19 protein-coding genes are annotated in these 17,292 nt (G+C 39.9%); 13 read left to right on the top strand and 6 right to left on the bottom strand.

What is annotated here, in order from left to right:
- The first annotated feature begins 10 nt into the window (after positions 1-10).
- The 7 genes from RIC88_RS11690 to ispE all read left to right on the top strand — a co-directional run bounded on the left by RIC88_RS11690 (position 11) and on the right by ispE (position 6,938).
- A complete protein-coding gene (locus tag RIC88_RS11690) occupies positions 11-343 on the top strand; it encodes a DNA-directed RNA polymerase subunit omega (protein WP_350217714.1) in 333 nt (110 codons plus the stop codon).
- Between the two features lie 10 nt (positions 344-353).
- Positions 354-1,544, top strand: a complete 1,191-nt coding sequence (gene coaBC, locus RIC88_RS11685) for a bifunctional phosphopantothenoylcysteine decarboxylase/phosphopantothenate--cysteine ligase CoaBC (RefSeq protein WP_350217713.1) — start codon at positions 354-356, stop codon at positions 1,542-1,544.
- Positions 1,541-2,521, top strand: a complete 981-nt coding sequence (locus tag RIC88_RS11680; RefSeq protein WP_350217712.1) for an alpha/beta hydrolase family protein — start codon at positions 1,541-1,543, stop codon at positions 2,519-2,521. Before coaBC ends, RIC88_RS11680 begins: the two co-directional genes overlap by 4 nt.
- Entirely contained in the window at positions 2,521-3,411 is an 891-nt protein-coding gene (porD, locus tag RIC88_RS11675) for a type IX secretion system protein PorD (protein ID WP_350217711.1), read from the top strand. The genes RIC88_RS11680 and porD overlap by 1 nt, the downstream gene beginning before the upstream one ends.
- Positions 3,412-3,437: 26 nt before the next feature.
- A complete protein-coding gene (gene recN, locus RIC88_RS11670) occupies positions 3,438-5,108 on the top strand; it encodes a DNA repair protein RecN (protein ID WP_350217710.1) in 1,671 nt (556 codons plus the stop codon).
- 130 nt (positions 5,109-5,238) lie between these two features.
- Complete coding sequence (locus RIC88_RS11665) at positions 5,239-6,051, top strand: enoyl-ACP reductase FabI (protein WP_350217709.1); 813 nt, start codon at positions 5,239-5,241, stop codon at positions 6,049-6,051.
- A 98-nt stretch (positions 6,052-6,149) separates the two neighbouring features.
- Positions 6,150-6,938 carry a 4-(cytidine 5'-diphospho)-2-C-methyl-D-erythritol kinase gene (gene ispE / locus RIC88_RS11660; RefSeq protein ID WP_350217708.1) on the top strand — a complete coding sequence of 263 codons (789 nt, stop codon included), beginning with the start codon at positions 6,150-6,152 and terminating at the stop codon, positions 6,936-6,938.
- A 356-nt stretch (positions 6,939-7,294) separates the two neighbouring features.
- Here the strand turns inward: ispE and RIC88_RS11655 are convergent, their stop codons facing one another.
- Complete coding sequence (locus RIC88_RS11655; RefSeq protein ID WP_350217707.1) at positions 7,295-7,750, bottom strand: hypothetical protein; 456 nt, start codon at positions 7,748-7,750, stop codon at positions 7,295-7,297.
- Between the two features lie 2 nt (positions 7,751-7,752).
- On the opposite strand from RIC88_RS11655, the gene RIC88_RS11650 reads away from it, so the two are divergent.
- Together RIC88_RS11650 and RIC88_RS11645 are read left to right on the top strand one after the other, a co-directional pair.
- A complete protein-coding gene (locus RIC88_RS11650; RefSeq protein WP_350217706.1) occupies positions 7,753-8,400 on the top strand; it encodes an RNA polymerase sigma factor in 648 nt (215 codons plus the stop codon).
- 44 nt (positions 8,401-8,444) lie between these two features.
- Positions 8,445-9,161: a DUF2490 domain-containing protein gene (locus RIC88_RS11645; RefSeq protein ID WP_350217705.1), complete on the top strand. Its 717-nt coding sequence runs from the start codon at positions 8,445-8,447 to the stop codon at positions 9,159-9,161.
- A 47-nt stretch (positions 9,162-9,208) separates the two neighbouring features.
- On the opposite strand, the gene RIC88_RS11640 is transcribed toward RIC88_RS11645, so the two are convergent.
- The 4 genes from RIC88_RS11640 to RIC88_RS11625 form a co-directional block, all read right to left on the bottom strand.
- Positions 9,209-9,754 carry a DUF2911 domain-containing protein gene (locus RIC88_RS11640; protein WP_350217704.1) on the bottom strand — a complete coding sequence of 182 codons (546 nt, stop codon included), beginning with the start codon at positions 9,752-9,754 and terminating at the stop codon, positions 9,209-9,211.
- 12 nt (positions 9,755-9,766) lie between these two features.
- A complete protein-coding gene (locus RIC88_RS11635) occupies positions 9,767-10,321 on the bottom strand; it encodes an HD domain-containing protein (protein ID WP_350217703.1) in 555 nt (184 codons plus the stop codon).
- Positions 10,322-10,447: 126 nt separating this feature from the next.
- Positions 10,448-13,090, bottom strand: a complete 2,643-nt coding sequence (locus tag RIC88_RS11630; RefSeq protein WP_350217702.1) for an ABC transporter permease — start codon at positions 13,088-13,090, stop codon at positions 10,448-10,450.
- The gene (locus tag RIC88_RS11625) at positions 13,090-13,422 is read right to left on the bottom strand and encodes a PadR family transcriptional regulator (RefSeq protein ID WP_350217701.1); all 333 of its coding nucleotides are present in this window, start codon (positions 13,420-13,422) and stop codon (positions 13,090-13,092) included. The genes RIC88_RS11630 and RIC88_RS11625 overlap by 1 nt, the downstream gene beginning before the upstream one ends.
- Positions 13,423-13,570: 148 nt before the next feature.
- Between RIC88_RS11625 and RIC88_RS11620 the strand changes: the two genes are divergently transcribed.
- The 4 genes from RIC88_RS11620 to RIC88_RS11605 all read left to right on the top strand — a co-directional run bounded on the left by RIC88_RS11620 (position 13,571) and on the right by RIC88_RS11605 (position 16,552).
- Positions 13,571-14,251, top strand: a complete 681-nt coding sequence (locus tag RIC88_RS11620; RefSeq protein ID WP_350217700.1) for a hypothetical protein — start codon at positions 13,571-13,573, stop codon at positions 14,249-14,251.
- Between the two features lie 115 nt (positions 14,252-14,366).
- A complete protein-coding gene (locus RIC88_RS11615) occupies positions 14,367-14,780 on the top strand; it encodes a hypothetical protein (RefSeq protein WP_350217699.1) in 414 nt (137 codons plus the stop codon).
- A gap of 9 nt (positions 14,781-14,789) precedes the next feature.
- The gene (locus RIC88_RS11610) at positions 14,790-15,809 is read left to right on the top strand and encodes a sensor histidine kinase (RefSeq protein ID WP_350217698.1); all 1,020 of its coding nucleotides are present in this window, start codon (positions 14,790-14,792) and stop codon (positions 15,807-15,809) included.
- Positions 15,806-16,552, top strand: coding sequence for a LytR/AlgR family response regulator transcription factor (locus RIC88_RS11605; RefSeq protein WP_350217697.1), 747 nt, complete (start codon positions 15,806-15,808; stop codon positions 16,550-16,552). Before RIC88_RS11610 ends, RIC88_RS11605 begins: the two co-directional genes overlap by 4 nt.
- Here RIC88_RS11605 and RIC88_RS11600 read toward each other — a convergent pair.
- A complete protein-coding gene (locus RIC88_RS11600; RefSeq protein ID WP_350217696.1) occupies positions 16,549-17,247 on the bottom strand; it encodes a DUF3667 domain-containing protein in 699 nt (232 codons plus the stop codon). The two genes, RIC88_RS11605 and RIC88_RS11600, sit on opposite strands and share 4 nt — an antisense overlap.
- Positions 17,248-17,292: the final 45 nt, after the last annotated feature.

Raw genomic sequence — 17,292 nt, 5'->3', positions numbered from 1 at the left:
AAGGAGCGAAATGCAGCACATTAATTCTTCAATCATTACCAGAGACAATCAGGACATCCTTGAGCCTAGTGGCAATTTGTATGAGTCTTTGGTGATCATCGCTAAGCGAGCAAGACAAATCAGCGCAAATCAAAAGGAAGAGCTTAACGCTAAACTTGCTGAATTTGCTTCTTCAGTGGATAATTTGGAAGAAATCTTCGAAAACAGGGAACAGATTGAAATCTCAAAATTTTATGAGCGTATGCCTAAGCCAACCACTATGGCAATCGAAGAGTTTTTGAATGGTGAATTAAATTTCAGATTACCCGAAGAAGAAGACGAGTCTCGTTCGGATTTAGCATAAATTAGTCGCCATGTTGGCGGGTAAAAAAATATTATTAGCGGTTTGTGGGTCTATTGCGGCCTATAAAACCGCTTTTTTTGTGCGCTTACTTGTAAAGGAAGGTGCTGAAGTGAAGGTCATTATGACCGAGAGTGCCAAAGATTTTATCACCCCCCTGACACTTGCCACTCTTTCTAAAAATCCGGTTTACTCAGAATATTTTGATAAGCAAAGTGGTGAATGGCACAACCATGTAGAACTGGGAATGTGGGCAGATCTTATGCTCATTGCTCCGCTCAGCGCTAACACACTGGGTAAGATGGCAAACGGAATTTGTGATAATCTTTTATTGGCCACCTACCTCTCTGCCAAATGTCCTGTAATGGTTGCACCAGCGATGGATCTTGATATGTATCAGCATCCTACTACTCAGGATAACCTAAAGAAACTTCAGTCATTTGGAAATGAGGTCATTGAAGCTCGTGATGGTGAGCTGGCTAGCGGCCTTTCCGGACAGGGCCGAATGGCCGAACCTGAAGAGCTTTTAGAGATCGTAAAAAAAAAGTTCGCTAACTCTGAAGTACTGAAAGGCAAAAAAGTACTCATTACCTCCGGTCCCACTTTCGAAGCAATAGATCCAGTACGTTTCATTGGAAACCATTCTTCAGGCAAAATGGGGACTGCTATTGCAAAAGCATTTCAGGAAGTCGGCGCAGAGGTGATTATGGTTTCAGGTCCTGCAACCAATTTTCCTTCTAGCGGAGAGATTGTAAAAGTTAACTCCGCAGAAGAAATGCTACTAGAAACTCAAAAAAGGCATAGCAAGGCTGATATTGTGGTTTTCTCAGCTGCAGTATCGGACTATCGCCCTAAAAATCCGGCTAAAGAAAAGATTAAGAAAAAAGAAGACTCCCTTCAAGTAGAGCTTATTAAAAATCCGGACATTGCTGCCGATCTTGGGAAGAAAAAGAAAAACCAGTTTCACATAGGGTTTGCATTGGAAACCAATAATGAAGAGATCAATGCAAAAGAGAAGTTGAAGAAAAAAAACTTTGACCTCATAGTTTTAAACTCCCTCAATGACAATGGGGCCGGTTTTCAAAAAGACACCAACAAGGTGACCTTCTTTGACAAAAACAATAACGAACACAAATTTGAGTTGAAGAGTAAGGCCGAGGTGGCGCGGGATATTGTTGATTATGTAATTAAAAACCTTAAATGAGATTATATCTTATTTTACTTTTTTTTTCAACTATAGGGATATGCCAGGAACTATCTAAAGGTTGTCGTCTTATGGAGTTTGATTACAATGGCGACCCTGTAGACTTATTCATCATTAGTGAATCAGGTGAAGAATATTTGAAAAAACCACTCCTAGTTTTTTTGCAAGGGAGTCTCGCACGACCGATTGGGGTCAAATCTGAATACGGTTATCAGCCTTTCTTACCCCCATTTCGAAATGATTCATTAAGAAAGAAATATCACATCATAGTTTTTTCCAAAGCCTTCATTCCACCTTTTACAAATCCTGAAGATTTAAATGATCAACATATCTATCTGGATGAAAATGGAGACATTCCAAAGGACTTCTTAACAAGAGATTATCTCGAGTATTATGTTGACAGGAATAACTACGTACTTGACCAACTTCTTAAAGAAGATTGGGTCGATTCAACGAGAATCATTATAAGCGGACATTCACAAGGCAGTTCGGTAGGTGCGTTTATGGCTGATAAAAATGAATCAATAACGCATCTTATATATGCGTCAGGTAATCCATATGGTCGAATTTTGAGAACTCTTGGACAAATAAGAGATGTAGAAGATTCTTTGAATTATACTCAAGGGACTTTTCAGAAATTTAAGGAAGCGGTTCTCAACCCAAGCGATGACTTCAATGAAAATGGTGGAGACTCCAATAAATCGACTTACTCATTTAATCAAAAAGCCAATCAAATCCTTTTGAGTTTGGAAATCCCAATACTTATTGTTTATGGCAGTAAAGACAAAAACACTCCATTTATTGATTTGCTTCAGATTGAAGCAATTCGATCCAACAATCAACATTTAGATTTTAGTGAATATACTGGAACTGATCATAATTTCTTTCCGGTAGATATGCAGGGGAATGTTGATTATGGTGTGAATAATTGGGAGAAAGTTGCGGAAGATTGGTACAACTGGCTTGAGAAAAACTAATGAAAACTACTCTAATTGCTATAGGATTATTGCTGTCAACTGCTTCGTTTGGTCAAGAACTCAATTGCAGAGTGATTGTAAACGCCCAGCAAGTACAAACAACAGAGCGCGCCATTTTTACTGAAATGGAAACCGAGTTTGCACAGTTTCTCAACACCACCAAATGGACCAATGATACGTTTGAGGAAGAGGAAGTTATTAACTGCAACCTGGTTATTACCATTTCTGAAATGCCGAGCATCGGGGTGTTTAAAGCGTCTGTGCAAATCCTTTCCAGTCGTCCGGTTTATGGAACTGGCTATGAATCTGTCATTATGAATTTCGCTGATAGAGATTGGGATTTTGAATACCTTCAATCCCAGCCCCTCCGGTTCAATGAAAACACATTTACAAGCAACATCACCTCCCTGCTTGCATACTATGCATATATGATCATCGGATTCGATTATGATACATTTTCTGAACTGGGTGGTGCGTCTCATTTTCAAAATGCTTTTAAAATTGTGAACAATGCCCAACAAACGAATTTCCCTGGCTGGCAACAGTTTAACAGTGTACGGAACAGGTATTGGCTGATTGAAAATGTCCAGAACCCGCAATTGGAACCGATCCGAAAAGCCCTGTTCACTTATCATAGAAATGGGCTTGACATTATGGCTGATGATCGGGAGCAGGCGGAGAAAAATATTTTAGCTGCACTATCGGAAATTCAAAAAGCAAACAGGGCACGTCCAAGATCTATTCTCACGATCAGTTTTATGGATGCCAAGTCAGGGGAGTTACAACAAATATTCTCCGAATCCAGCCTGGCTACACGTAGACAGGCCTATAATTTACTTAGCAACATCGACCCTTCAAGAACCGATGAATATAAGTCGTTGATTGAGTAGTCTCTGAATATCTTTGTGACCCATTTATGATCAAGTCGCTACAGATAAAGAACTACGCCCTCATTCAGGATTTGGAAATGACTCCTTCTCCCCGATTAAATATCATCACGGGGGAAACCGGCGCTGGTAAATCTATAATGCTAGGAGCGGTAGGCCTATTACTTGGAAAGCGGGCAGATACAAAAGTCCTGCTTGATGAAGCTCAAAAATGTATCGTAGAGGGAGTCTTTGACATCTCCTCTTACTCTTTGAAAAAGATATTTGAGCAGGAAGAGCTTGATTATGATACCGAATGCGTCATTCGAAGGGAAATTAGCCCATCCGGAAAATCACGAGCGTTTGTAAATGATACCCCTACCAATCTTAGCGCACTAAAAGCTATCGGCGAAAAATTGATGGATGTCCATTCGCAACATGAATCTTTGCAATTAGGAAGTAACACCTATCAGCTAAATGCACTTGATGCTTTTGCAGCACATCCGGAATGGATCATTTCATATACGGAAGCATTTAAAACCTATAACAAGGCTAAAAAGAATCTTGAGAAACTAGAATCTCTGGCAGCTCAGAGTGCAGAAGATGCAGATTATAAGCAGTTCTTGCTGAATGAATTACTCGAAGCAAACCTTGACGAACTAAATCAGGAAGAGCTGGAAACTGATCTGGAAGTATTGGAGAATGCGGAGGATATTAAACTAAAACTTTCTCAGATCATTCATTTACTTGACGAGTCTGAGATGGCTGTTATTCAGCAGCTAACCGAATCAAAATCATTGATCAACTCCATCGCATCCTTTTCAAAAGATCTGGAGGATTTAAGTGCTCGGGTTGAGAGTACATCCATTGAGCTTTCTGACATTTTCAATGAAATGCAGCGGATACAGGACAAGGTAGAACATGATCCGGAAAAGATCCAGGAGTTAAAGGATCGGCTGGACCTACTATACAGGCTTCAAAAAAAGCATAGTGTGCTTACCGTTCAGGAGTTGATTACCATTAGAGATGAACTGGATGAAAGCCTTAGCCAGGTTGCCAATCTTGACAATGAAATTGCCAAAGCACAGAATGAGCTAGCGTCTGCTGAAAAGGATATGAGGGCAAAAGGTGAAAAGCTCACCGAGTCCAGAAAACTTTCAGCGCTCAACTTCTCTGATGAGATTGAGAAACTCATTCATCAAATTGGCATAGAAAACGGAACGGTAGAAATCCGGGTAAATCCTTCTGAGCCTTCTGTAAAAGGTCTGGATACTATTGATATGCTATTTAGCGCAAACAAGGGTATCAAACCACAGGAGCTCAAAGAGGTAGCATCCGGAGGTGAATTTTCGCGATTAATTTTTGCCGTGAAATATTTGATCGCTGATAAGACCGCTATGCCTACCATCATTTTTGATGAGATAGACACAGGTGTGTCCGGTGAGGTTGCCATTCAGATGATTCGAATGATGAAGCACATGTCTCAAAATCATCAGGTAATAAGCATAAGTCATTTACCACAGTTTGCTGCGGGTGGAGACGCTCACTATTATGTTTATAAAGATCACAGTTCTGAGCGGTCCGTCAGCAGGATAAAACAACTAGCTAACGAAGATCGGATTACAGAGATTGCCAAAATGATAGGCGGAGAAAACCCGGGAGCTTCAGCTTTAGAAAGTGCGAAGGAGTTGCTAAAAATGACCCCTGAACAATCAAATTAAGGTGTCACCTTGAATTTTTCCGTCGTTGAACAGTCAGGGTCTATTTTTACTGGAATATATTTGGAACTGAAACATGCCTGCTTTTGACGGCAGATAGGTTCAGAAATCATTATAATTGAAACTAAATACTATGTCAAATAATCTACTTAAAGGAAAAAGAGGAATCATCTCCGGCGCACTGGATCAAAACTCTATCGCATGGAAAGTCGCAGAAAAAGCACACGAACAAGGAGCAACTTTTACGTTGACAAATGCTCCTATCGCTATGCGGATGGGCGAAATCAACAAGCTGGGTGAACAATGTGGTGCGGAAATTATCCCAGCAGATGCCACCTCTTTGGAAGATTTGGAAAACCTTTTCAACAAATCTCAGGAAACACTGGGAGGAAAAATCGATTTCGTGCTACACTCCATCGGAATGAGTCCGAACGTGAGAAAAGGAAAAGATTATGGTGACCTAAACTACGACTGGTTCCAAAAAACATTGGACGTTTCCGCCCTCTCTTTTCATAAGATGATGCAAACGGCCGAAAAACTGGATGCAATGAACGAGTGGGGATCAATCCTCGGACTTTCTTACATCGCAGCACAACGTACATTCCCAGACTATTCGGATATGGCACAGGCTAAAGCATTGTTGGAGTCCATTGCCAGAAGCTACGGCTACCGCATGGGTCGTGACAAGAAAGTGCGTGTGAACACCATCTCTCAGTCTCCAACAATGACGACTGCCGGATCAGGTGTTCCAGGCTTTGACGTTTTCTTCAACTATGCAGATAAAATGTCTCCGCTTGGTAATGCAGATGCTGAGAGCTGTGCGGATTATTGCATCACCATGTTCTCAGATCTTACGCGTATGGTAACGATGCAGAACCTGATGCATGATGGAGGATTTTCTTCTTCAGGTATCACAGAAGCAATGGTTGAAGAGTTGAGTAAGTAACAGTATTCACTTAGCCTCAAAGAGGTGTCACACTGAACCTGCCTGACGGTAGACAGGTTACCGAAGTGTCTCCTTCGACAGGCTCAGGATGACATAAAATGATCACCTTCCCCAACGCAAAAATTAATCTTGGACTCAACATTGTGAGCAAACGGGAAGATGGCTACCACAACATTGAAAGCTGTTTTTATCCCATCCCCTGGCACGACTGCCTGGAGGTGATAGAGGCAGCTTCTTTTGCTTTTCATAGCTATGGACTTGATATCCCCGGAGACTCCTCCTCTAACTTATGCGTCAAGGCTTACGAACTAATTAAAGCTGACTTTGACATCCCTCCTGTTGAAATTCATTTACTCAAGAATATCCCTATGGGAGCCGGGCTGGGCGGTGGCTCATCAGATGGCGCTTTTACATTAAAAATGCTGAACGATACGTTTGAGCTCGGTCTCTCCGACTTGCAGCTTGAAACTTACGCCTTGCTGCTTGGAAGCGACTGTCCCTTTTTCATTAAAAACCAATCATCCATAGCCAAAGGACGAGGAGAAGATTTGGAGCCGATTGATCTGAATTTATCCGGATATTATTTAGCCATTCATAATCCAGCTATTCATATCTCCACTAAGGAAGCCTATGCAGGCGTTATCCCAAAGCAACCAGAAATATCGGTTTCTGAATTGATTAAAACTCCTGTTGGCCAATGGAGAGACTCCCTTAAAAACGACTTTGAAGCTTCTATTTTTCCTAACCATCCTGAGATAGCCCAACTGAAAAAGGAAATATATGAAGGTGGAGCTATTTATGCCTCTATGACCGGTAGTGGGAGTACGGTTTTTGGGGTGTTTGAAGGAAAGGCTATGAATGCAGCTTGGAGATTATTGGCTTTATAAGTTAACGTGAGTTCGATGTAAGCATAAAAAAACTCAACAAAAAACCGTCATTCAGAGGCTCTTTGAGCTGATTTTGGGTTGGAACCCCTGCCTTTGTCGGCAGACAGGCATGGAATCTCTTCGAATTGGAAAGACCTGTCCGTCCGGAAGGTGGGTTCCACGCCTATTTCCCTCCCATTTTCCAACTGTAAAAGGCTCTGAGTGACATTAAGATAGGTTTTTTGTTGGTTTTTATCCCAAACTCACGTTACTTACAACTATAAGTATAAAATCGCTTAACATTTAAGACATTGCTGAATTAGAAAGGTTTTGATCAAGCAATCTAAAATTTTGGATGAAATTCGCCACCATTTCCTCTAGGCATGATCAGAAAGCTTATATAAGCTATAAGCGCCTATCGCCATCACTAAATCCCTAACTGCGACATCCACATAGCTCCAGCTAATCAGCAGCGTTATGGCTATCAATATCAGCCAGGCAGCAACGATTAATGAACCGAGTTTGGTTTTGGTCAATACCAATGCTCCCGCAATAATTTCTATCACTCCCACAATCATCATAAAAGTTCCTGCTTCCATTGGGATCATACCTTCGCTCAAGTACTGACTCCAGTCGGTGAGAATATTGGTGAACTTATCCAAACCAGCCACGATAGGAACCAGTCCATACGTATACTTTAAAAGGCTAAATACATTTTTCACTGTCGTTTCCATATTCTTTAGATTTTGTTTGGCGGTTGGATCAAAAACCGAAAGAAAGGTTACATCCGTTGTAACTTTATCGGGAATCTCTGCTCTAAGTGGAAAGACCAATTATGCGAGTTGTTCAAATTTCTTCTACCCCGCCCTTTAGCCCTTTGCAGGATATAGAGGTCATACAAAAAGTACTTTCCGGTGAGAAAGGGCTGTTTGAAATCCTTTTGAGGAGAAACAACCAAAAACTTTATCGGGTACTGAGAGGATACCTCACAGACCATGATGAAGTGGTGGATGTCATGCAAGACACGTATGTCACCGCTTATGAAAAACTGGATCAATTCAGACAGTCAGCACAGTTTTCTACCTGGCTTATTCGCATCGGCATCAATAAAGCATTGAAAAGAATCTATCAATCCAGGAAGGTTGTTTCCATCCACGAGGTGAAGGAATCTCAATTTCAGTCAAATCAACAACCTGAACTAAAATATATGCAGACAGAAGCAAAACAGACACTGGAGATGGCTATTGGCTCACTGGCTGAGAAATATCGATCTGCCTATATCATGAAAGAAGTAGAGGGGATGTCCATTGCGGAAATTAGTGACTGCCTCGAGATCACCGAATCGAACGTGAAAGTCCGTATACATAGAGCTAAATCGCTTATCAAAGACAAGCTCTATCAACTATCTGCTTCCACTGATATTTATGAGTTTGGGAACAAAAAATGTGACGCTTTGACGAACAAGGTGATGAATTTAATTTGATTGGTTCTTGTTGACCTTCTAATTTTATTCACTAAAATCGCCAAATGAAATTACGTTTACTGACCCTGGCTTTTGCGGCCATTTTTCTATTACCAAAAGAAACCCTATCACAAGAAACCCACGGTGATCCGGAGTTTTGGTTCCTTTTGTTGAATCATTATGAAATCAACGAGAAATGGACGGTTGGGAATGAGGTTCATATCCGACGTACAGATTGGTTTAGCGACCAAAAACAATTTATACTTCGACCGTTTGTGAATTTCAAGCCTGGTGAGAGTGTGATTTACACAGCAGGCTATTCATACATCAGTACTGAGCCTTACGGCAAATATCCTCTACCTGCAACACTCCCGGAGCACAACTTTTGGGAACAAGTGACAGTTAATCAATCACTTGGGAAAACGACACTTTCTCATAGATACCGAATGGAGCATCGTTATCAGGGCAACCAAATTGAAAGGCCACCAGGAGGGACTATAGAGAGAGACGGTTATAACTTCAGTAATCGTTTTAGATACCGTCTGACCTTGAGAAAGCCAATTTCAGAAGATTATTTCATCCACATCTTTGATGAACTGTGGGTATCTGCTGACAGCAAGTTTAAACAGGCCTCATATAATCAAAACTGGATATACCTGGGTTTTGGACGCAATGTAGGTAATGGAAATGTTCAGTTGGCATACTTGCATCAGCATGCCAGTAGTGATGGGATAGTTGAGAGACACCCATCCTTACAAGTTACTTTCCAATACGATTTTTAGATAAAAAAAATCGTCCTGCCACTCTAGGTGGCGGGACAACTTTGAATTTACTGCTTTTCCAATGGCAATCTCCATTGCTGTTTACCCCAATTGAATATCAACTCGAATCCGGAAGCTGAGCTTTCCACTGAAATGGTAAACTGCTCGGTATGATTACTTTGATTCATGGGTACGATTACTGTGGCTAAATCCTTTTCATAATCAGGCTCGGAATAGCCCCAAAATCTTAGATCTGAATTGAGCCTAAGCTCCATCTCTCCTTTTCTAGGGATGGCATAAATCACATACTTTCCGGCTTCTATTTGCGCATCGCCGAACATAAAATCGTAGTTTACATTCAAGAGCGTAGGCTCATTTGCTCCCAATCGCCAATAAACTCCAAATGGTTGCAATGCTCCTTCCTCTTCCTCTCCAAAAATCAGTCGGTCTCTCACAGAAGGTCTGGAATATTCTACTGATACGGTATCACCGTTCATTGCGCCAATAGCTTGTCCCGGAGGGCTTAGGGTTCTATTGCGATTGTTCAAATAGAAAATAGCTGCCACAATAAGTACAACCACAATTCCAACTCCAATCAATATTTTCTTTTTCATAATAAGGTCGGTTTAGATGTTTAATTCCTCTTTGTTTTTCTTGAGGACGTCTATGATAAAGTTAATGTGTTCTGTTATATCCACACCTAACATCTCAACACCGGATGCTATCTCATCCCGTTCCACCTTTGCGGCGAAGCTGGCCTGCTTCAGCTTTTTCTTGACTGATTTAGCTGTAAGGGTCTCAATTCCTTCCGGCCTCACTTGTGAACAAGCTACAATGAAACCCGTGAGCTCATCACAAGCCAATAATGCCTTATCCAGAGTAGTCTCATAAGGCACATTCCATTTTGTATAGTGAGCAGAGATCGCGTGGGCAATCTTCTCCTCTCCCTTTTCTCGGAGCATTGCCACAACTCTATTAGGATGTTCATCGGGGTATTTTTCATAGTCTGCATCATGAAGCATCCCGGTGATTGCCCATTCATTCGCATCTTCATTAAACTTTTGAGCATATGCCTCCATCACCAGCTCTACAGTTCTGGCGTGGCGAAGGAGGCTGTCGCCTTCGGTCATTGATTCCAGAATGGATCTTGCTTCTTTTCTGTCCATTCCATGAAAATACAAATAATAGATTCTATAGGTACTCAGAAATTGAATTTTCTCCCAAACGACTTTTCGTAATCCTCTCCCTACCCTCTCCGAAGAGGGAGAAATCGCTGTTTGGTGAGAAAATTCAGCTCACCAATTAAATCATTCGTCCCGCAGCATATCCGCTGGATTGGTTTTTGCGGCTTTTATCGTTTGCCAGCTAATGGTCAAAAAGCCAATCAGGAAAATCAAAAGAACCCCAGGAAGTAATTCTGTCGGGCCAATATCAATTCGCTTCTTAAACTCTCCCAGAATATATTCTGTGAAAAAGAAATAGGTAAATGGAATCGCAATGATTGCCGATATGAAGAGCATGATCATGAAGCTTCGTGATAAAATCATGATCAGGTTTTGCTCTGATGCGCCCAGTACTTTGCGAATGCTCACTTCTTTTATTCTCGTTTCGGTAGTAAAAACAGCCATCCCCAATAATCCCATTGTAGAAATGGCAATAGCCAGTATCGCCAGAAAAGTAAATATCCTGAACATCACTTTATAATGGGCATATGAAGACTGGATTTGATCATCCATAAAACTTGCAGTAAATGGATGCAATTTTTCTACATCAGTCCATATTTCCTCCATCTTATCCATCAGGCCAATGATATCAGTAGAGCTAATGACCATATTTATATATTGAAAATCCCCTTTAGCCCCTTGCAAAAGAGCAGTAGGTCTAGGATCGTTTGCTAGGTTTTGATATTGATAATTTTCAATGACACCTGTAACCTGTACTTGCACATCATCCTCCACCCTTCTTTGTAAATACAAAATCTCCCCGAGTGCGTCTTCCGGCTTTTCAAAACCAAATCGTTCCAAAAGCATCCGGTCAATGACAATGAATTTAGGATCTTCACCCTCCTCCTTTAAGTCATAAGGGAATGTTCCACCAGCCAAAAATTTCATTTCATGGATGTTTGAGTAGTTCTTGTCCACATGATTGAAATAAATGGATACTGAATCCATTGGATCCTTGTATTTCAACTCATCCCCCCATATTTCTCCTGTACTAGGTATCATTCCTGAGCGAGATATGTCCTTCACTTCAGGAAGTTTGGAAAGCTCTGACATCAAAATTTCAGAATCATTACCAATTAGCTCCATATTCAAAATATTCTCGGAAGTAAAACCAAGGTCATAGTTGATGGAAAAATTGTATTGACGATAGGTAATGGTAGCACCTATTATCAGGGCCATCGAGATAGCAAATTGGAATACGATAAGCACCTTTCGCAGATTCACACCTTTAAATAGCCTAAGCTTAGTGACATCTGTTAAAATAGAAATGGCCTTCAATTTTGATAAAACCAGAGATGGCAGGATTCCGGAAACAAACCCTATCGCAACAGCGAAAAGCAAGAAATAAAAAAGATGCATCCATCTAAACTGCATGCCTATGTTTTCCTCATCCACAACTGACGAAACAAACTCCGGTTTGATGAGCAGGTAAAATCCCCCGGCAACAATCAGGGAGAAAACAGCTATTAGAATCGCCTCAAAAACAAATTGCATGAGCACCTGGGTTTGAGATGCGCCTACCACTTTTCTTATGCCTACTTCTTTGGCTCTTCTTAATGCTCGCGCTATTGACAGATTGGTGTAATTGAAGCAAGCTGATAAAATGATGATCAAAGTCAAGCCAAGCAGCTGGTAGATATTTTCCCAATTGATGCTGGGGCCAATTTGGTTGGATAAATCCCTACCTGGAACAATATCCAGCAGACTCTCCAACTCATGTGTGATCGTATATCTGTCAGTCTTCGCATTTTCTTCAGCAGCTATTTCAGCTAAATTCTGATTGATTTGCTCCGGTCTTACTCCTTCATCAAGCAGTAGATAGACATAGTTCATCCATATGCTTCTCCATGTAAAAAAGGTAGAGTTCTCATCGTCCCGATGTTCCTTTTCCAAAGTTGAGAAAGAAGCAAGTGCTTCAAATTGGAGGTGGGAGTTTTGCGGAACTTCACTCATCAATCCTGTGACTGTGTATGATTTCTCGCCTGCTGTTACTATCTGGCCGACCGGATCTTCATCAATGAAAAGCTTTTTAGCTGCTTTTTCTGTCAGGACAATTGAGTTAGGCTCCTTTAATGCAGTAGCAGGATCTCCGGATTTTAAATCGAAAGAAAAGACATCAAAAAATTCGGGAGTTGAATAAATCCCCTTCACATTGATGATGTTCTCCCCTTTGGCAATATCTGCATAGAAGTTACGTCGCATGATCAGCACCTTTTCAAATCCGGTATACTGCTCTCGCAGTTTTTCCCCAATAAAAACGGAGGTTGATGCCAGGTCAAATGGATCGTCGTTGGATACACTTTGATATGTTGATGTTACCCGGTAAATCCGATCCTTCTTTTCATGAAACTCATCAAAAGTGAGTGTTTCACCTATGTAAGTGATCATGAGCAGCCCTACTGACATAGATACTGCCAGCCCGACAATATTTATTGAAGAAAAGAGCTTGTTTCTGGCAATGCTTCGCACACTGGTTTTGAAGTAGTTGCCCAATAAATTAAAATATGTCATTTGTCCTATTAGTTTGGGTTTTCGAATGGTGTATAGTCTGCAGAATTTGAACACATCCAGAAGGAAAATCAGATTAGCCCTTTTCCGACTCTTCTCAAGGTTTCTGAAATAATACTCATGTAAGTCCCCCTGCAAATCTTCAAGCAGATCTTTGCGGCAATAGAATTCAATGATTCTATCCATCCATCGAGGTGGGCCTTTCAATTCCTCCTTCATTAGGAACCTTGAAAAACAAGTTCAGGAATTTTGCCCCACAGTTTATCTCGTTGCTCTTTGGCTTTCAATAAAGCCACTTTGCCGGTGTGGGAAATCGTAAAGAATCGTTTCCTTCTCCCTCCTCGCTCTTTGGTCGGTTCACCTAGTTCGGAGGTAATTAGTCCTTTATCCTCCATTCTTTTGAGCACAGCGTGAACAACACCAAGCTTTGTCTTTCGACCAGTTACATCCTCAATTTCATCTACGATGTTGACACTGTATGCTTCGGACATCAATGATGCGATTGTGAGTAGCACTATCTCTTCAAATTCACCAAGATTGGTTCCTTTCATTTCTACAAAAATTGATTAATTCATTAAATGTATGAAAAATCAATACGCAATGAAAGATCGTAAGGTTTTATTTTTTTATGTTTTGTATGAAAAATTTAATTCAATTTGAAATATTATAATTTCACGTCCATAACAAGTATATAATTTCATGAAAGCAATCATATTTATCACAACTTTTTTAATCATTCCCCTTACCTCCAGGGCGCAGAGCGATTTTTTAGTAACATTGGAAAGGGATACGATCTATGGACAAATCAGCTTTACTCAAGAAAGGTACTATGATGAAGTGGTTATCAGAACACAATCTGGAAAAGAGAATTTTAAAGCGTACCAAATAATTAGCGCTACACTTACTGGTGATATATACCAACCAATTACATTCAATAACAAAAAAATAATAGGTAAACTTCTTAACAAAGGATTTCTTAGCCATTACGCTATCAAACAAGATGGTGGAAATACTTTTGATACAAATGTTTTGATTAAAGTTGGTGGCGAAACTTTAATTGTACCAAATATAGGTTTTAGGAAAAAAGTAGCTGAGTTTGTGGGAGACTGTGAAACTTTATCCAATCGCATTCTTGACAAAGAATTTGGTGTGACAGATTTAGGCCAAATCGTCCAAGAATATAATCAAGGATGTCAAAATGAATACGAAAACTATAGAGATTTAATTGATCTATCTAATCTTATCTTAGAAATCACATCTAAATTGGAAAAAAATGAAAATATTCCTGGACATATGATTGAATCACTTAAGGAGGCAAGCAAAAAATCTATTAATATCCAGGTTCTTAGCCTGTTAGAAAGCATAAAATCAAAAGACTGATCCATTTCAATTAGAAAAAACCACAACTCAATAGAAAACATGTCAATCCAGCTAAAATAGTAGCACTATCATGAGGAATAAGCGTGTCATTTGTACAATCAAACTGATCACGATTATGAAAAAGCATATTACATTCCTTACCCTTCTTCTATTAGGTACATTAGCTATGGCCCAAAATTTTGAAGCACCAAGAAAGGGTGCTAAAATCTTTGCACAAGAGTATTCTATATCTCTCGAAGCAGAGAGTGAGACAACCTTTGATCTTTGGATTGTAAGGTCCCGAATGGCAAAAAAAGCAGAATTTTTAATTCCTACTCTTCGAAGTAGCTCCGGTTTAGCTTTTGAGGTAAAACAGGATACTGAAAATGTTGATCATTATGTGGTTACTGTTTCAGCAAAAGATGTTGATCCGGGTCAATACACCACGATTGTTTCTTCCAAAACCAATGGAACTCATCAGGTTACAGGGACTACTTTGTCTTTTAATATTACTCCGACAAAAACGGTTGCATCGAAAGATGGAGAGTAATTTTACTGAATGAAGTACCGATTTAGGTTTACAATTGCTGTCTTTGTCTTCTTCTTTTTTAAGCTGACAAGGGATGATTTCAGAAATGAGTTATTTCACTGGGATCAGGGAACATGGATCTCGCTTGCCTATACTGTTATTGTCATTCTTGCGCTATGGGAAATAGTGGCTCGCTATATTTATGCTACCAGCAATAAAACAAGTATAAATTCTAATAAAGGATTATACATCCTTTCTACAAAGGCAACACTTCTGATGTTGCCTTTGGTGTTTTTATTCGCATACATTTATGACAATATCCTTCAATATATTAGTTGTTGCCCGGAACACTATTATGGAAGTTTTCTGATCAATGCTGCTCAGGGTTTCGTTATTTCCCTTTTGATCATCGCTTATGAAATCATCATTCTGTATGTAAGAAATGCCATTAAAAGCGCCATGGAGAAAGAGCAGATTCAGAAGGAGTTGGCTGCCGCCAAGTTAGAAAGCCTGAAGAATCAAGTAAATCCACACTTTCTATTCAACAGCTTTAGTGTTCTCTCCTCACTCGTAGAAGATGATTCAAAACAAGCCATTCAGTTCATTTCAAAGCTTTCGGATATGTATCGATACATTCTGGAAAACGATGAAAAAAGTGTTGTAGACCTCAAAGAGGAGCTGGATTTTCTTGACAGCTATGTCTTTTTATTGAAAATGAGACATCAATCTGGAATCTTGATAAAAAATGAACTGACAATCAAAAACTCAAATCTTCAACTCCCTCCTATGTCGATCCAGGTGCTAGTTGAGAACGCGGTTAAGCACAATCATTTCTCGATGGATGATCCGCTGGAAATTTGCATTTCAAATGATGGAGAAAAAGCGATTATCGTTTCTAACCCTAAAAGGAAAAAGGAAAATCTTGCACCGGGGACAAAAATTGGATTGAAAAATTTATCCAACAGACTTCAACTTGCTTCCGGCAGGACGCTGGAGATCACCGACAATGATGAAATATTTCAAGTAAGACTACCTTTGACCAGCACATGAATGCCCTCATCATTGAAGACGAAAAGTTAACCGCTGACAGGCTCAACAAACTGATTCAGGAGCATACTTCTATTTCTGTTGTTCAAACCTTCTACTCGGTTAAATCTTCCATTCAATGGCTTCAAAAAAATGAATGTCCCGAACTTCTTTTCCTTGACATTCAATTAGGTGACGGTATAGGGTTTGATGTGCTCGATTCGTTGAAGACATATCCGCATGTGATTTTCACTACGGCATTTGATAAGTATGTTTTGGATGCATTTAAATACAACAGCGTTGATTATTTGTTAAAGCCTGTAAAAAGTGAAGAACTGATATCTGCAATTGAAAAACTGAGGAAGGTTAGAAGTCAGGGTGATATTGACACCATAATGAGCAACTTAAAATCGCAGTTGCAAGGCGAGTTTAAAAAGAAGTTTCTTGTAAAAACGGGGCATAAGTTTAAGTCTGTCCCGGTAGAAGAAATTGCATATTTCTACAGTGAATCAAGTACTACATATCTCAGAACATTGACAGGAGAATCGCTCATTATAGATCATTCATTGGATGACTTGCAGAAAATATTGAACCCGGATCGCTATTTCCGAATCAACAGACACATGATGGTTTGCGATGATCACATCGTCTCCATTGATTCGTACTTCAACAACCGTCTTTTGATCTCACTAAAACCTGAATTCGGTGAGCAAGTCATTGTGAGTAGAGAAAAAGTTCGGGCATTTAAAGATTGGCTGGATCGTTAGTTTGTATTCAAAATAAGTAACCCAAGAATGGCCGTTAAAACAACTGAATAAATAAGGTAGGCCAATAAATAGCCCAAGATGTTCTTGATCAAAAACAAGACTCCTTTTCGTTGATAGAACGATGAAATCAAATAAAAGTAGAAGGCAATACTTGGTACAAAGACAATTAGAAATACCACTCCATTATCAATCACCCAATTTAACGGCATCAGGATAGTCATGAGTAAATTGATCCCGCTGAAATAAAATGCCTGTAAAACGAGATTCTCTGCGTAATTGTATTGTGATTTTCTATTTAAAAGAAATGTACAGAGTGCGAAAATGGGTATCGAAATCCAAAGCAAAAGATTGTACCAGTCAAACATTATCTCATTGATATAGCCTGTTTCTGATTTGTCAAACCCTTTACTAAACCCCTCTTCCATTTCGTTGAAAACTGCCTGAAAATCGCTTATATACATTACCAAAAGGCTGACTGCTGTGGTCAGAATGAGTAGTCGAAATGGATTTACTACTTTGTATCGGCCCTCACCCAGGTAATTTCGAATCAATTCACCCGGGTTTGTAAAGAGATTCCTGAGAGTATAAATCAATCCTCGTTCCACATTAAAGGCATTTAGAAAGTCATTCAAAGACTGACGAAATGTGATCCTATTAATGGTTCGTTTTTCTTCTGATTCGATGGGGTATTTCACAACCTCAATTTATAAGCTATTGAACAAATAAAACTAATTGTAGCT

The sequence above is a fragment of the Ekhidna sp. genome (assembly GCF_040220215.1).
Classification (GTDB): domain Bacteria; phylum Bacteroidota; class Bacteroidia; order Cytophagales; family Cyclobacteriaceae; genus Ekhidna.
This window is presented reverse-complemented; position numbering and strand designations above follow the sequence as displayed.

Bases quoted from the DNA above. Each gene is read 5' to 3' on its own strand.
- coaBC (WP_350217713.1), top strand. From the start codon at position 354: ATGTTGGCGGGTAAAAAAATATTATTAGCGGTTTGTGGGTCTATTGCG.
- RIC88_RS11610 (WP_350217698.1), top strand. From the start codon at position 14,790: ATGAAGTACCGATTTAGGTTTACAATTGCTGTCTTTGTCTTCTTCTTT.
- RIC88_RS11630 (WP_350217702.1), bottom strand. From the start codon at position 13,090: ATGAAGGAGGAATTGAAAGGCCCACCTCGATGGATGGATAGAATCATT.
- RIC88_RS11640 (WP_350217704.1), bottom strand. From the start codon at position 9,754: ATGAAAAAGAAAATATTGATTGGAGTTGGAATTGTGGTTGTACTTATT.
- RIC88_RS11615 (WP_350217699.1), top strand. From the start codon at position 14,367: ATGAAAAAGCATATTACATTCCTTACCCTTCTTCTATTAGGTACATTA.
- RIC88_RS11645 (WP_350217705.1), top strand. From the start codon at position 8,445: ATGAAATTACGTTTACTGACCCTGGCTTTTGCGGCCATTTTTCTATTA.
- ispE (WP_350217708.1), top strand. From the start codon at position 6,150: ATGATCACCTTCCCCAACGCAAAAATTAATCTTGGACTCAACATTGTG.
- RIC88_RS11625 (WP_350217701.1), bottom strand. From the start codon at position 13,422: ATGAAAGGAACCAATCTTGGTGAATTTGAAGAGATAGTGCTACTCACA.
- RIC88_RS11620 (WP_350217700.1), top strand. From the start codon at position 13,571: ATGAAAGCAATCATATTTATCACAACTTTTTTAATCATTCCCCTTACC.
- RIC88_RS11665 (WP_350217709.1), top strand. From the start codon at position 5,239: ATGTCAAATAATCTACTTAAAGGAAAAAGAGGAATCATCTCCGGCGCA.
- RIC88_RS11680 (WP_350217712.1), top strand. From the start codon at position 1,541: ATGAGATTATATCTTATTTTACTTTTTTTTTCAACTATAGGGATATGC.
- RIC88_RS11605 (WP_350217697.1), top strand. From the start codon at position 15,806: ATGAATGCCCTCATCATTGAAGACGAAAAGTTAACCGCTGACAGGCTC.
- porD (WP_350217711.1), top strand. From the start codon at position 2,521: ATGAAAACTACTCTAATTGCTATAGGATTATTGCTGTCAACTGCTTCG.
- recN (WP_350217710.1), top strand. From the start codon at position 3,438: ATGATCAAGTCGCTACAGATAAAGAACTACGCCCTCATTCAGGATTTG.
- RIC88_RS11650 (WP_350217706.1), top strand. From the start codon at position 7,753: ATGCGAGTTGTTCAAATTTCTTCTACCCCGCCCTTTAGCCCTTTGCAG.
- RIC88_RS11690 (WP_350217714.1), top strand. From the start codon at position 11: ATGCAGCACATTAATTCTTCAATCATTACCAGAGACAATCAGGACATC.